Origin of the sequence: Psychrobacillus sp. FSL H8-0483 (assembly GCF_038637725.1) — a bacterium.
In the GTDB taxonomy this organism is placed as follows: Bacteria; Bacillota; Bacilli; order Bacillales_A; family Planococcaceae; genus Psychrobacillus.
In genome coordinates this window covers 109,331-122,926 of sequence record NZ_CP152052.1, presented here as the reverse complement: position 1 = coordinate 122,926, position 13,596 = coordinate 109,331, and the positions used below count along the sequence as shown (strand labels likewise).

10 protein-coding genes are annotated in these 13,596 nt (G+C 37.1%); 6 read left to right on the top strand and 4 right to left on the bottom strand.

Going from position 1 to position 13,596, the window contains the following annotated elements:
* Positions 1-5 precede the first annotated feature (5 nt).
* Together MHB48_RS00625 and MHB48_RS00620 are read right to left on the bottom strand one after the other, a co-directional pair.
* The gene (locus MHB48_RS00625; RefSeq protein ID WP_342599675.1) at positions 6-785 is read right to left on the bottom strand and encodes an ABC transporter ATP-binding protein; all 780 of its coding nucleotides are present in this window, start codon (positions 783-785) and stop codon (positions 6-8) included.
* Between the two features lie 4 nt (positions 786-789).
* Entirely contained in the window at positions 790-1,611 is an 822-nt protein-coding gene (locus MHB48_RS00620; RefSeq protein WP_340916737.1) for an ABC transporter permease, read from the bottom strand.
* Positions 1,612-1,736: 125 nt separating this feature from the next.
* Here MHB48_RS00620 and MHB48_RS00615 point away from each other — a divergent pair, with 125 nt between their 5' ends.
* Positions 1,737-3,044: a M48 family metallopeptidase gene (locus tag MHB48_RS00615; RefSeq protein WP_342599674.1), complete on the top strand. Its 1,308-nt coding sequence runs from the start codon at positions 1,737-1,739 to the stop codon at positions 3,042-3,044.
* Between the two features lie 598 nt (positions 3,045-3,642).
* Here MHB48_RS00615 and MHB48_RS00610 read toward each other — a convergent pair.
* Both MHB48_RS00610 and MHB48_RS00605 read right to left on the bottom strand, forming a co-directional pair.
* Positions 3,643-6,723, bottom strand: coding sequence for an SMC family ATPase (locus MHB48_RS00610; protein ID WP_342599673.1), 3,081 nt, complete (start codon positions 6,721-6,723; stop codon positions 3,643-3,645).
* Positions 6,720-7,886, bottom strand: a complete 1,167-nt coding sequence (locus MHB48_RS00605; RefSeq protein ID WP_342599672.1) for an exonuclease SbcCD subunit D — start codon at positions 7,884-7,886, stop codon at positions 6,720-6,722. Before MHB48_RS00605 ends, MHB48_RS00610 begins: the two co-directional genes overlap by 4 nt.
* A 136-nt stretch (positions 7,887-8,022) precedes the next feature.
* Between MHB48_RS00605 and putP the strand changes: the two genes are divergently transcribed.
* The 5 genes from putP (at position 8,023) to MHB48_RS00580 (ending at position 13,551) form a co-directional block, all read left to right on the top strand.
* Positions 8,023-9,510 carry a sodium/proline symporter PutP gene (gene putP / locus MHB48_RS00600; protein WP_342599671.1) on the top strand — a complete coding sequence of 496 codons (1,488 nt, stop codon included), beginning with the start codon at positions 8,023-8,025 and terminating at the stop codon, positions 9,508-9,510.
* 168 nt (positions 9,511-9,678) lie between these two features.
* Complete coding sequence (locus MHB48_RS00595; RefSeq protein WP_342599670.1) at positions 9,679-10,731, top strand: fatty acid desaturase; 1,053 nt, start codon at positions 9,679-9,681, stop codon at positions 10,729-10,731.
* Between the two features lie 88 nt (positions 10,732-10,819).
* Positions 10,820-11,950 (top strand): sensor histidine kinase, encoded by a 1,131-nt coding sequence (locus MHB48_RS00590; protein ID WP_342599669.1) that lies wholly within the window; start codon positions 10,820-10,822, stop codon positions 11,948-11,950.
* Positions 11,951-11,952: 2 nt separating this feature from the next.
* Positions 11,953-12,552 carry a response regulator transcription factor gene (locus tag MHB48_RS00585; RefSeq protein ID WP_342599668.1) on the top strand — a complete coding sequence of 200 codons (600 nt, stop codon included), beginning with the start codon at positions 11,953-11,955 and terminating at the stop codon, positions 12,550-12,552.
* Positions 12,553-12,942: 390 nt separating this feature from the next.
* Positions 12,943-13,551, top strand: a complete 609-nt coding sequence (locus tag MHB48_RS00580) for a hypothetical protein (RefSeq protein WP_342599667.1) — start codon at positions 12,943-12,945, stop codon at positions 13,549-13,551.
* Positions 13,552-13,596 lie beyond the last annotated feature (45 nt).

The following is a 13,596-nucleotide window of genomic DNA, read 5'->3' as shown; positions in this document are numbered from 1 at the left end:
CTCCTTTATCTTCTCGATTTCTGTACTTCTTGTTGTAAATGATTCCAAATAACAATAAATTGTTCCGCCATCTCGACATTTGCCCGAACTTGCTCCATCGTTCGTGGCCTTGGTACCGGAACAATTAATTCTTTTATGATTTCCCCTGGGTGTGCACTCATTAGCACAATTCGATCACTAAGTAACAAGGCCTCATCGATACTATGCGTAATAAATAGCACAGTCTTCTTTGTTTCAGACCAAATAGAAAGTAATTCTTCTTGCAAGATAAATTTATTTTGCTCATCTAACGCCGCAAACGGCTCATCCATAAGTAAAATTTCAGGATCATTTGCAAATGCTCTTGCAATACTAATTCGTTGCTTCATTCCACCAGATAGCTCTTTCGGATATAGTTTTGAAAATTTACTTAAACCTACTTTTTCCAAATAGTACGCTGTCTGTTTGCGAATAAAATCCTTTGGTAAATGTCGCATTTTGAGCCCAAATGCAACGTTCTCCTCCACTGTTAACCAAGGAATAACTCCTTTTTCTTGAAACACCATGGATTGTAAAGGTCGAACGTCTGATTCTGAGGAGATTGTGAACGTACCTGAGCTTGGTAATTCTAAGCCTGCCAGTATTCGTAATAAGGTTGTTTTTCCACACCCACTCGGTCCAACTAAACAGACAAATTCCCCTTCGTCTATTTGAAGGGACACATCCTTGACAGCTGTCACACTATTATTTTTCTTGTAAAATACTTTTGTTAAATTTTCAATAGAGATTTTAACAGAATTACTCATTTACTCACCTCCATGGGACAATTTTCTTTTGTAGCCCACGTAAGAAAAGGGAAAACAGAAACCCAAAAAAAGAAATAAGCACTAAGCCTACAAACATTTCTTTTAACATAAATGCTTTATAAGAGGTCCAGATTAAATACCCGATTCCTGAAGTGGCTCCCATCATTTCCGCAGCTACAATTGTTAAAAGTGCAATTGCCTGCCCCATTTGAATACCTTCTAGCATGACAGGAAGTGCGCCTGGAAATGCTATTTTAAGAAAAAAATCCTTTGGACTGGCACCGTAATTTTTTGCAACATCTAAATGTACTCTGTCTATATTCATCACGCCTGCTACAGTATTAATGACGACTGGGAAAAATACGCTACCTGCAATTGTTACTACTTTTGAAAAGTCTCCAATCCCAAAGAGAATAATAATGATAGGCATTAAAGCTAGTGTAGGTATTGGCATAAAAGCCATTACAATAGGAGATATAAAATGTCGAATTGGTGCGTACAACCCCATCAGTAACCCAATAATTACCCCCGGAATCACACCCAGTAGAAATCCAACTGCAATTCTATATAAAGAAACAGATATATGTGTCCATAACAAACCATTTGCTGCCAACTCGAGAAATGTAGATACTATTGCACTAGGCGGGGGGAAAAATCGAATATCGAGTATACCTGTTCGAGAACAAAACTCCCAAAGCAATAAAATGAATATAGGAGAGATAATGGTTAGTAGTTGTTTGGCTCTTTCTTTTACTTGTTGCTTCTTCCATTCCTGTTGTTCCGTTTCATAAGGATCGTAGAGTACGAGCCCTTTTTCATCGCGCATCTTTCACCACCTCTTGTAAAAATAATATGTCGTGTTGAGTAAATGTGTGAAAACCATATATTATTCATATTGACTTTTCTAGCAATATTTAGTAAGTTTATTAATATTTTGAGGAGGTGTAGAAATTGTCATTAAAAGAGTTAACGTCTAATAGAGAAACACCCTATTTTATTTTAAGTGTTATTTTTAGTTTGTTTGTATACATACTTGCAGTTGCATCTATATTTGGTATTGCAATTCTACTTATCTTATTGGCTGTTTTACTGTATGCAAATGCCATTATGCTAGGCTCCATTCGTGGGAATGGAATACGTATTAGTGAAAAACAATTTCCAGATGTCTATGAACGTGTTGTAGCTCTTTCCACTAAGATGAATTTAAAAAAAGTGCCGGATGTATTTGTGATTCACTCTGAAGGTGCGTTTAATGCATTCGCAACAAGATTCCTTGGAAGAAACATGGTTGTTATTTATTCGGAAGTTTTTGAACTTGCTAGAGAACAAGGAGATGCGGAGTTAGATTTTATCATTGCACATGAGCTTTCCCATGTGAAACGTAGACATGTATGGAAAAATATAATGATCATGCCAGCTCAATTTTTCCCTTTTCTTTCCCAAGCATATAGTCGTTCATGCGAGTATACTTGCGATCGGGAGGCTGCTTATTATATACAAGATGGAGTAGCAGCTAAACGAGCTCTCACCATTCTTGGAGTAGGGAAAAAACTATATGCAGAAGTGGACGAGAATGCCTATTTAGAACAAATTAATTCGGAGTCAAATGTTGCAGTATGGTTGAGTGAGGTACTATCAAGCCACCCACTTTTACCAAAACGAATTCAATCTGTTGGCAATTTTATGCGAGTGACTGGTACGCCTAGTTACTATTCAAACACAACAAAAATTGCATTAGGTATAGGTGCGTTACTCGGAATTTTCTTTGCAGTATATATGGGGGTTATTGCTCTTTTTGCGGCTGGGACATTCACTTATGCAAGTCTCTTTTCTGGGAGCGTTTTAGATGAAACCTTTTCTGATGAATCTGACATGTTTACAGATACTTCATATGAGCTAACGCCTTTAATGGAGGCAGTGGCGGATGCAGATGACACAAAAGTTCAAGAAATTGTTGCAAGTGGAGTAAACTTAGAAGAACAAGATGCTGAACAAACGACTGCGCTTCTTCTCGCTGTATATAATGGCTATACTTCTATAGCAGAAATTTTATTGGAGGCTGGAGCTGATCCTAATACTTCGGATCAATATTCAAACGCTTTAACTACTGCATTATATAGCGAAGACTATGAATTAGCAGCGTTACTGTATGAATTCGGTGCAGATCCAGCAGTTTTAGACCCTGAAGGTTATTCTGGCTATAACATTTTAGGCGTTGATAACGATGAAGACTTTTTAGCAATACTTAATAATGAATAACACGAAAAAGGGTGGGCCTCTACTAGAGGCCACTGAAAAACTTACGTTGTTAAAACAGTAAATTCTTTTTAAACAAAAATCCGGCACTTCCAGTTTGAACAGGAAGTGCCGGATTTCTTTGTCTATTTCTCCTCTTTTTCATTCAGTAATTTCAAAATCGGTTTCAGATTGAAATAACATCTAGGAGATTCCGTTGCAGGCGGACGCTTTCCGCGGGCGGTCCGTGAGCCTCCTCGTCGCAGGCTCCTGCGGGGTCTCACCTGGACGCGCTTTTCCCGCTGGAGTCGCCGCCTTCCACTCCAATCGTCATAAAATAAATACTCATTAAACTAAAAAGAGGCGTGTTTCTTTTATAATAATAGGAACTAATTTTGTAAAAGAAGCCATCGAAGATTACGAAACGCAATTAAGCTATTCAACAGATCCAGATGCCCGGTTACAATCCAGCACCCTTGCGGGTCTATTTGGCATGGAAATACAAGGTGCCACAACGATATTCGCCATCATCAAAAAGCGAGTTCTTGAACGAATTGTCGTTGAAGAACTCGCTAAGAAATGATAGCTTTTTCAGTGGGCCTCTACTAGGCTCACCCTTTTCTTATTTAATGACAAATTTTGTTTTGCTATACCCTTCTTTTAGCTTATCCACTTCTAAAATAGCTGGGATTGCCGCCTTTAGTTCTGCAACATGTGAAATGACACCAATCATTCTTCCTGATTTTTGTAAATCGATCAACGTATCAATAGCTTTATTTAGTGATTCCTCATCCAAAGAGCCAAACCCTTCATCGATAAACATCGTTTCAATTCGAATGCTCCCTTGGAAGCTTTGTATCACGTCCGCCATTCCAAGTGCTAGACAAAGTGATGCATTAAATTTTTCTCCTCCGGATAGTGTTTTTACATCTCTCATTTGCCCTGTGTAAGCATCATAGACATCTAGGCCTAACCCACTCTGCTTCCCGTGCGTTTCTTGTCGTTCGCTTCTGACTAAGTAATACTGACCATTGGATAAATGTTTTAATCGCTCGTTCGCAGCGTGTATTATTTGCTCTAAGTATTCCATTTGTATAAATCGTTCAAACGATATTTTCAATTGATTTTGACCTCGCAGCATATCATACAGATCAATTATGCGGCTTAATTGCTGCTCCAATATAGAAATCCGAGTGCTTGCAGAAACAATCTTTTCTTCTAATTCGAGTCCCACTTTTGCATATTCTTTTGAGCTGTTCAGTACATTTAATGCCACTTCATAAGCGATTTTTAATTGAGATAACTCATCTTCTAAGGGAGTTAGCTCGACTTTTACATTATCCTTCAGCTGCTCTTGCGCTTCTGTTACTTGCTCTGTAAGTGTATGAAGAGCTTGCTTATATGCGTTACATAGTTCTTTTAGAGCGCTTCGATCTGTTTCCGACATTTTCGCCGCTATGTACAATTCCATCGTATCAAAGCCTGCTTTTGTTAATGCTCCAACAAATTGAGCATGTGCTTTTTCCCTCTTTTCACTTGCTTCCTGAGATGCAGTTGTAGCATGTTCTAGAGATAATATTGCTCTTGTAAAAGCTTCTGATACTAGCTTTTGTTGTTTTTGTGCTTCATCCCAAGCATTTTCTAATTCTTCTTTGTACTTCTTAGCTTCTATTAGTTGATCGTTTAACTCTTGTAAAGATGCAATATGTGCAGGTATAGAACTCTTTTTTGATTGGTATACCGCTTTTACTTGTTCAAACAAGTTTTTATGTTGTTGGTAGGAAGTTTCCAAACTGTTTTTTTCTTGCTCTAGTTTATCCATTTTTAAAAGGTTGGCTTTGTAAGGTTCTCTTAAAATAGCGAGTCTTTCTTTGTCTAATCGAAGTTTTGTTACTTCTTCTTCTAGTTTTTCGACATCCTCTTTTAGTTGATTTGCTTCTAGAGCAGTTACATGAAACTCTTCTAACTGAGCTTGCATCTTTTCGAAAGCTTCTTGTGCCGTTTCTTTTTTTGCACGAATCGTTAATAAACTCGACTCTTGCTGTGATAACTGTTTTTTAACATGCTGTAGTTCATCTTCATTAATCGTTAGATTATGCATGTTTGCACTTATTTCTTTGTGTTCCATACTTCCGCAAACCGGACAAGCCTCTCCAGCTATAAGTTTGGATGCAAGTATACTCGCCTGATTACTCATCCAATTGCTTTCTTTTAATCGATATATTTCCTGCATCTCCAGAAACAGCTTTTCTTGTAACGCTTCTTCTATTTTTAAAGAATGTAAAAGTCGTTCATTCGCGCTGAATTGTTGCATCATGTTATGTTGAGATTGTAAAATGGCAAGCTGTTGTACTTTATTGTCTAAAGGTTCTACCAGCGCTTCCAGCGTATCTACCTCTTCTTTTTGAGATGAACAGAATGCTTTTTCTTCTATAAACAGCTTTGTTTTAGATGTCACTTGTTTGTTTAGTTCCTCTGTATGTTTTTCATGTTCGAGCATGTCGTTTCTTTTCGTTTCCAACTCTTCAAATAAAGGTAGTAATGTATTTAACTGAATAAGTGCTTCTACACTTTTTTCCCGAGCTTCTTTTTTATTTGCTTCCATCGTATAAGAAACTTCGACTTGCCTTGCTGATTCTTCTGCCTCTAATACTGCTTCTTTTGCTATTTCGAGTAGCTTCGACTTATTACTTGCTTCCTGCTGGAGTTCAACATAGTAGTTTTCCACCGTTTCAATAGCGCTTGCTCGTTCAGCCTCGACTAGTCGGTGTTGCTTCCTGGCGTATTCTTCCGATTGTTCTTTTAAGTTATTAAGTCTCTGTTCTTTTATGTCTAGCTCTATAAATCGCTCATTTATCGTTTTTGCTTCGTGATAGGCCCCTAGTTTGCTTGCGTGTGTTCTATGCACTTCGTTGTAAGCAAGCTCGTCCAATTGAGTTTTCTCTTTATAGAAGCTTGTTTCTTCTTTTAATGCTTCTACAAGCTGAAAAGTATTATAGTTATCCGATTCAATCAGTTGAAAAAGGTTGGAATCTCTCCTTGGAAAGGAAGCAATAATCTGTTCGGTATAACTATGTCGAGTCGTTTCTTCCTTTTTCAGCTCAGCTTCTGCTATTTGCTTTTTATCTCTCAATCTCTCGCTAATCATTTTATATGGCTCTGTTTTAAAAATTTTGCGCAAAATAGCTTCCTTATTTTCTGTTTGAGAAGTTAATAATTTTCGAAACTCCCCTTGTGGAAGCATAACAATCTGACTGAACTGATCTTGTGTTAGCCCAATAATTTCTTCTACTTTTTTATTAATTTCCGAAACAATTTGTCTTTCGACTACAGGCACTTCGCCTGTTTCCTTCACTTCAAAAAATTCGTAGCGTTCTCCCGTTGCTCCCTTATTTCCTTTTTTCACATGGGAAAGCTGTCTTAAAATGCGATATCTGCGATTGTGTATCTCAAATATTAGCTCGACAGCAGTATGCGTCTCATCTGTGGCGAAATCACTTCGCATCATTTTAGTATCTCGTCGATCTTCGCCACTTCCCGATCCGTATAAGGCAAAACTAATTCCGTCAAAAATAGTTGTTTTCCCAGCCCCAGTTGCCCCGGAAATAACAAATAGACGATTATCTTTTAACTCTGTAAAATCAATTGTTTCGGTAAACTTATATGGCCCAAATGCAGTCATTTTCAGTTGGATCGGTTTCACGCATTGGCCCCTCCTTCCCGTTCCTCATGCATCATGCTTGTTAAAACCTCTTTAAATAATTTTTCCGTTTCTTCCGATGGTTCCTTTCCACTTACTTCTGTATAAAAAGATTGAAATAGCGTAAAATTGTCTATTTTTTTGCGACTCGATTGTTCCTTTTCTCTTCCTTGTACTGCTGATTGAAAAACCTTTCTTTCTACATGCATCGCATTTGGATAAACAGTTCGAACTTGTTCCATTGGAGATAAAATCGGTGTCTCATCGATTAATTTAACAAATACATAGTCTTCACTCACAGGCTGTTTTAGTATTTCTTGCATATAACCTTCTACCGTTCGCATGTCTCGATTGGGAGAGAGCAATCTTTTCTCTACAGTAATATTGCCTTCTTCATCTAGTTCAACCATTAAAAATCCTTTTTTATGATGTTCTTCGGAAATGGAGTACTTTAAAGGAGATCCAGCATATTGAATCTTTTCGTTTAAGACATAGTGCGCCTGGTGTAAGTGCCCTAGTGCTGTGTAATGAAAGTTCTTGAAAAGTGCAGCATCTACATACTCTGCTCCTCCAATCGCAAGCGGTCGCTCGGATTCACTAGTGTTTTCTTCTTCTTGTCCATGAGGAGTAACAAATGCATGTCCAATAAATACATGTCTTTTGGTAGCATCCATTTTATCGTTAATTTCTTCTACAATTCTTTTCATTGCTTGGTTATGAGTGGTGATCGTTTCATCTTCTAATATATAACGGACTTGAGAAGGATCTGCGTAGGGTACAAGATGGAAATGTACTTCTCCATACTCGTCATTTAATACGACTGATTTTAGTTCTTTATTTAACTGGCCAACAATATGTAATCCTGTTTCTTTCATTAGATTACTTCCAAAATTTAAGCGTCCGGGACTATCGTGATTTCCTGCAATACTTAAAACAGGTGTTTGACGCTTTAAGACTATTTCCGCTAATAAATCATCTAATAAATTTACAGCTTCCGTCGGCGGTACTGCTCGATCGTACAAATCCCCTGCAATCACTACTGCATCTGGTTTTTCTAGATCAATTGCTTCTAAAAATTGATTGAAAACAAATCGTTGTTCCTCTGTCATATATATACCTTGCACGAGTTTTCCTAAATGCCAGTCTGCTGTATGAAAAAATTTCAATCGAAAATCTCCTTTCGTATCTCATTATGATTATTTTAACATTAGAAAGAGTTAGTAAATTAAGGAATTACTAAAAATTCAGTGCACCATATTTATTGACATGGTATTATGTTTGTTAAAGGAGGATGGTTAGGTTATGTCAACAGAAGCTTATCAACTTACAGCCATCATAATTTATATGGTTGCAATGCTAGTCATTGGCTGGTATTCGTACAGAAAGACGTCAAATTTAACAGACTATATGCTCGGTGGGCGCTCACTAGGTCCTGCTGTAACTGCATTAAGTGCAGGTGCTGCAGATATGTCTGGTTGGTTATTGATGGGATTACCTGGAGCTATTTATCTTTCAGGAATGGGACAAGCTTGGATCGCAATCGGTCTTACAATTGGTGCTTACTGTAACTGGTTATTTGTTGCACCAAGACTACGTGTGTACACACAAGTATCAAATGATTCCATTACAATTCCAAGTTATTTAGAAAGTCGTTTAAAACAGTCATCTCGTTTATTACGTGTGGCATCAGGTTTAATTATTTTGTTATTCTTCACATTTTATGTATCTTCTGGAATGGTAGCAGGTGGAGTTTTCTTTGAAAGCTCATTTGGTCTAGATTATCATACAGGTCTTTTAGTTGTTTCCGGTGTAGTAGTTGCATATACACTTTTTGGAGGTTTCTTAGCGGTAAGTTATACCGATTTCCTTCAAGGTCTACTAATGTTCCTTGCACTTATTGCCGTACCTATCTTTGGTTTGTTCATGACAGGTGGTATAGGTGAAACGATAGATTCCATTAAAGAGGTGAATCCAACTCACTTAAGTCTATTTGCAGGAACAACTGTATTAGGTGTTATTTCTACACTAGCTTGGGGTCTTGGCTACTTTGGTCAACCACATATTATTGTACGCTTTATGGCAATTAGTTCTGTTAAAGAAACAAAACAAGCTCGTCGTATCGGTATTGGTTGGATGATGTTAAGTCTTGGTGGAGCAATTGCTACTGCTTTAGTTGGGGTTGCTTACTATCAACAAAATCCTGATCTTTCTTTAACAAGTCCTGAAGCTGTGTTTATCGCACTTGGACAAATTATTTTCCATCCATTTATCGGAGGTCTTATGCTTGCTGCTGTTCTTGCTGCTGTTATGAGTACGATTTCTTCTCAATTAATCGTAACATCATCTGCTTTAGTTGAGGACTTATACAAAGCAATTATTAAAACAGATGCATCCGATAAAACATACGTGAACTTAGGTCGACTAGCTGTACTATTAGTTTCTATTCTTGCTGCTGCTTTAGCTTGGAGAGAAAACGACACAATCTTGAAACTAGTGTCATTTGCATGGGCTGGTTTCGGTGCTTCTTTCGGACCAACTATTTTACTTTCACTTTATTGGAAGAAGATCACTTCAGCTGGTGCACTTTCAGGTATGATTGTAGGGGCAATAACAGTAGTTGTTTGGGGATCTATCGATTCTCTCACAAGCACATTGTATGAAATCGTTCCTGGTTTTGCACTTGCTTTAATCACTACGGTTGTTGTCAGTCTAATGACATATAAACCTAATGCAGAAATCGAAAAAGAATTCGATGAAACTGTTCGCTTATTAAATGAAGAACGTAAATAAATTGTTATAGAAAGCTGACCTATTCACTTGGTCAGCTTTTTTTTGTTCTCTTCTATCCTATATGACCTATATGATATTTGTCATACTTATGACTTGACGTTTATGTCTACTCCTAATACCAGCATTTCTATATAGTTAGGGTAATGAGTCTGTTTAGGAGGAATAATAATGAGCAGAGAAAAAACGCTTGAATTACGTAAAAATGTAAAAAAATTTGAAAACTCTGAGTTAAAAAAGAGTATCTTTCAAATTATTAATACGATTCCACCCTTTTTTATCCTTTGGTTCTTAGCTTACTTAAGTTTGGACGTTTCCGTATGGTTAACGGTAGGTCTATCTATAATCGCAGCGGGATTTGTCGTTCGTATTTTCATTATTTTTCATGATTGCACGCACGGGTCTTTCTTTAAAAATAAAAAAGCCAATAATATTACAGGTACAGTTACTGGGATTATTACATTATTTGCTTATGAAAAGTGGAAACGTGAACATAACATCCACCATGCTACAAGTGGTAATCTAGACAAGCGTGGAGTTGGCGACATTTGGATGATGACGGTGGAAGAATACGTAGAAGCATCTCCAATGAAACGTCTTTCTTACCGATTGTATCGTAACCCAATCGTTATGTTTGGATTTGGGCCAGCATTATTGTTTTTAGTAAGCAATCGAGTTAACAATAAAGATGCTCGACCAAAAGAACGTAACAACACCTATTTTATAAATATTTCGGTACTTGTTCTTTATTCGTTGATGATTTGGTTGATTGGTTGGCAAGCATTTGCAATCATTCAAGGAACTATTCTTTTCGTGGCTGGTTCACTAGGAATTTGGTTATTCTATGTACAACATCAATTTGAAGATTCTTATTTTGAAGATGAAGCAGAATGGGATTATGTAAAAGCTGCTGTTGAAGGAAGTTCTTATTATAAGTTACCACGGGTTTTACAATGGGTAACTGGAAATATCGGCTTCCACCATGTGCATCACTTAAGTCCTCGGGTTCCTAACTACAACCTGGAAAAAGCACATGAATCGACGCCACCTTTACAAAAGGCGACAACGATTAATCTTCGTACAAGCTTACAATCTATTCACTTCCGTTTATTTGACGAAAAAAACAAAAACTTTGTAAGCTTTAAAGAAATTAAGCATTTACTGAAAAACTCAAAAGATGCGGTTAAATTAAATGCAAAGAGCTCAACTTTTGAAGGAAAATAAGCTACAACAAGAACCATTCCAATGTAATTAGGGATGGTTTTTGCTTTATAATGAAGAAAAGCATAATTGTTTAAGAGAGGTGAAGTAATTGCCAAAGTGGTATCAGATTTTCCCTAAATATCCGTGGTTAAGTATATATGCATGGATTGTTTTTTGTATATTTCCTTTCTTTTTTATCTTCCGGTCTACTGGTCCTCTAGAAATTGTCATTGGACTAGTTTTAACTTTATTGTTTTTTATTGCATACCGATTATCGTTCATCTCTAACGGCTTGCTCTTATATATTAGTGTTTTTGTCGAAATAGCCATCAGTGTGACAATGACTTTTCTGTACGGTTATATATACTTTGCTATTTTTTTATCCTTTTTTATTGGAAATATACAACGAAAAGTAAGCTTTTTTGTTATTTATAGTATCCATTTATTAGTTACCATTGTCGCAATAATTTTTGGTTTCCTTACGCAAATGGAATTATTTCTTTCCCATTTACCATTTCTCATTATTTGCTTGATTGGTGTAATCTTACTGCCATTTAACACATATAACAGAAATCAGAGGGAAATGCTGGAAGGTCAATTAGAAGATGCACAAAAACGAATTTCTCAATATATCATAATTGAAGAACGAGAAAGAATCGCACGAGACTTGCATGATACGCTGGGGCAGAAGCTTTCTCTTATTGGCTTGAAAAGTGATTTAGCTGGTAGATTGATTGAAAAAAATCCGGAAGCGGCCAAAAATGAAATCCATGATATTAACCAAACGGCCAGATCTGTTTTAAAAGAGGTTCGTGAACTAGTTACTAATATGCGTGGAACTAAGTTGGAAGATGAACTCTTTCGCATTAAACAGATTTTACATGCAGCGCAAATTACATGTAAAATTAGCGGTTCACCCAAACTTTTAAAAACTCCACTCCTCGTCGAAAATATGCTTAGTATGTGTCTAAAAGAAGCGGTCACTAATGTAGTGAAACATAGTGGCGCAACTTCTTGTTCTATTTCAATAAAACAATCAGCTAAGGAAACATTAATAAAAGTGTATGACAATGGGGTTGGCATTGATGAGAGAAAAGACTGGTCAAAAGGCCACGGTATTCGAGGAATAAAAGAAAGATTAGAATTTGTAAATGGAAGTTTAGATATTTATTCAAAAAACGGCACAATCGTTAATATACATGTTCCTAATGTGATTCAACAAACAAGTCAGGGGGAATAAACATGATACGAATCGTCATTGCAGAAGATCAACGAATGGTCCTTGGGGCTCTAGGGTCTCTTCTAGATTTAGAAGAAGATATGGAAGTGGTAGGGAAAGCTAATAACGGGGAGGAAGCTCTTCATTTAATTCAGCAGCTGCAACCTGATATATGTATTATGGATATTGAAATGCCTGTAAAAAGTGGCTTAGATGCTGCAGAAGAGTTAAAGGAAGATGCATGTAAAGTAATTATTTTAACCACCTTTGCTCGGTCTGGTTATTTCGAACGAGCACGCAAAGCTGGCGTAAATGGATACTTGCTGAAAGATAGTCCGAGCGAAGAACTTGCGAATTCTATTCGTATTATTATGGATGGTCGACGTATTTATGCTCCTGAGCTAGTTGATATTGCATTCGAAGAGGAAAATCCTTTAACGGAGCGCGAAAGCCAAGTGCTGGAGTTAATCGCAGATGGGAAAAACACGAAGGAAATTGCTAGTGAACTATACATTACGACTGGTACTGTGCGTAACTATATTTCCGTTATCTTGGACAAATTAGATGTAGGGAATCGAATTGAAGCCATCTCTCGATTTAAAGAAAAAGGCTGGTTTAAATAATTGTCTACACTGGGGCTGTCCCTAAAGTCATACATTGACTGAGAGATAGTCCCTTTTCCAATGTATTGATTTCCGTTCCAGACGGACGCTTTCCGCGGGCATGGCTTCAGTCTCCTCGTCGCTTTCGCTCCTGCGGGGCCTTCAGCTCACGCTATTCCCGCTGGAGTCGCCGTCTTCCACTACAATCAATTGCCTACAAAAAATAGCAGTTTAATAAAAAGTATACAACAAACAGGTGTAGAAAAAGACTCGTTTTTCTACACCTGCTTCAATTTATGGGCTTATTGGATAGCCCTTTTTTTATTTCCAGTAAATTTTATTTGTTGTAAGAATATATATAGGGTAATGGCATGAAAACAGACAAAGAGTTTTTCTAGAAAGGTGATAAGGATGAAAAAGAGAAGTAAAGTTTTCCTTACTATTATTGCAGCTGCTGTAACCATCCTTTTATTCTTTAACATTCAAACAGATGCAGGGGTGTCATTTATTCAACAAATGAAAGATATATTTATACCTGAGAAACAAATAACACAAAGTATTGAAGGAACCGAGGAAATAACAGCAGTTGTATTGCAAGAAGGTAAAGATGCAGAGTATGTGATTTATATCGATGAAGAACGATACAAACTCATTAAAGGAGAAAATTCCGATATTATTACGACTAAAGAGCCACTAGAAGAAAGATATCCAGAAGTTTCGATGGAAATTGAACAATTTAAGGATATTGCTCCGGAAGAAATGATCGATACTTTAGAATCGGAACTTGCTGCTGAATATACAAAAGTAACAGAAATAGAGGCTGTTACAGAACCATTAGCAGGCTTTAAGCTGCATGGTATTAGCGGCTCCGAGTGGAATAGCCCTGTCACAAATGTCTACGTAGTAGACAATAAAAACGGTGGAAGCTTTGTCATAACGGAAAAGTACTTCCTAGAAGCAGCTGAAGGTCACGGAGCAAGATTTTATGCAATGCTACAACAGTTTGAAATTGTAGAATAAATTTCCCTCTCCTTTAATGAAACTTAGGCAAAGGTTCAGAATAAA